General features: G+C 63.2%; 1 protein-coding gene. It reads left to right on the forward strand.

Annotated features, from left to right (window positions below):
- The first annotated feature begins 368 nt into the window (after positions 1–368).
- Positions 369–1,847 (forward strand): group II intron reverse transcriptase/maturase, encoded by a 1,479-nt coding sequence (ltrA, locus tag DN412_RS42745; protein WP_115216980.1) that lies wholly within the window; start codon positions 369–371, stop codon positions 1,845–1,847.
- Positions 1,848–1,921: the final 74 nt, after the last annotated feature.

Here is a 1,921-nt window from a genome sequence, read left to right on the forward strand (position 1 = left end):
CACAAGTTCTGAGTGCGCCGGGAGACCGGCAAGGAGTAGGTGGTGCAAGTCCACTACGATGAAGGAATAGCGAACCACATCGGCCCCGAGCCGTGCGCAGGCCGCCGCGAGGTGGTCGGCGAAGCGTCGGTAGGGGAACGTGCGGGCCAGCCATTGAGCCGCGATAGTTGTGAAATTCCGGATGCCGACGCGGTTCAGAACGCGGAAGGCAACACGGAGGGGCGCGCGAGCGCGAGCGTCCCTCCGATCCGGCGTGGTCGAAGACCCTGGCACGCACGGACGCTCTTTGCGCGGGAACCGGGAGATCTCTCGTCTGGCCAGTCGCAGCATGGGCTGGTCCGCGTCGGGAAGGCGAGGAGCCGAAGCCGATGATGAACGGACGGGAGAAGTCAGACTCCGCCGTAGTAGCGTCGAGGCCTGCGAACAACGCCGGGAAACCGGCTGCGGAGTGGGTGGAGCGAAGGGCGGGGACCAAGGGGAACACGGATCAACCACGCACGCGCCGGGCGCAGAACCGGGCAAGCGTGTCACAGGGGCTGGAACGTGTACGGCAAGCTGCAAGGCAGCGGAAGAAGGAGCGGTTCACTGCGCTGCTGCACCACGTCACGATCGATCGCCTTAGGGAGTCGTTCTTTGCGCTCAAGCGCAATGCGGCCCCAGGGGTGGACGGCGTGACGTGGCGGTACTACGAAGCAGGACCGGAAGAACATCTCGAGCGACTGCATGCGCAAGTACAGAGCGGAGCGTACCGGGCACTACCCGTCCGGCGGCGGTACATACCGAAGCCGGACGGTAAGCAGCGCCCGTTGGGGATTGCCGCGTTGGAGGACAAGATTGTTCAACGCGCGGTGGTTGATGTGCTGAACGCGATCTACGAGGAGGATTTCCTCGGGTTCTCGTATGGGTTCCGGCCCGCGCGCAGCCAGCACGATGCGCTGGACGCGTTGGCGACGGCCATCACCAGCACCCCGGTGAACTGGATTCTGGATGCGGATATTCGGAGCTTTTTCGACTCGGTTAGCCAGGAATGGCTAGTCCGGTTCATTGAGCACCGGATCGGCGATCAACGCATCATTCGTCTTGTGCGCAAGTGGCTCAAGGCGGGCGTGCTGGAAGAGGGAGAGTTGAGCGTTAGTGAGACAGGTACCCCGCAGGGATCAGTGGCCTCACCACTGTTCGCGAACGTGTATTTGCACTACGTCTTTGACCTCTGGGCCAACCGGTGGCGACGGCGAGAAGCCAAAGGCAACGTCATCATCTTGCGATACGCAGATGATGTTGTGGTCGGCTTCGAGCACGAAGCTGACGCGCGGCGCTTCTGGGACGCGATGCGGCTGAGGTTGGAGGAGTTCTCGCTTGCGCTTCACCCGGACAAGACGAGGCTGCTGGAGTTCGGCCGCTATGCAGCGGTCAACCGCCAGCGTCGAGGCCTTGGCCGACCGGAGACCTTCGCCTTCTTGGGTTTCATCTTTATCTGCGGGCTATCGCGTCGCGGTGCTTTCCAGTTGCAGCGGAAGACCCGCGGTGATCGCATGCGGGCGAAGCTCAGGCAGATCAAGGAGGAACTGCGGCGACGCATGCACGATCCGATTCCTGTGCAAGGGAAATGGCTCAGCCAGGTGGTTCGCGGATACTTCGCGTACCACGCAGTACCTACGAACTCGCGGGCACTCGGCGCGTTCCGTTACCACGTCGTTGATCTCTGGCGGCGTGCGCTCCGGCGCCGCAGCCAAAAGGATCACATGACGTGGACGCGGGTCGAGCGGATCGCGGATGCCTGGCTCCCACCACCTCGAATCCTTCACCCGTGGCCCGACCGGCGTTTTGCCGTCAAACACCCAAGGTAGGAGCCCGGTGCCCGAATTGGGCACGCCGGGATCTGTGCGGGGGGTGCTCAGTAATGAGCATTCCTACCGCGATC

It is taken from the genome of Cupriavidus lacunae, from assembly GCF_003353055.1.
In the GTDB taxonomy this organism is placed as follows: domain Bacteria; phylum Pseudomonadota; class Gammaproteobacteria; order Burkholderiales; family Burkholderiaceae; genus Cupriavidus; species Cupriavidus lacunae.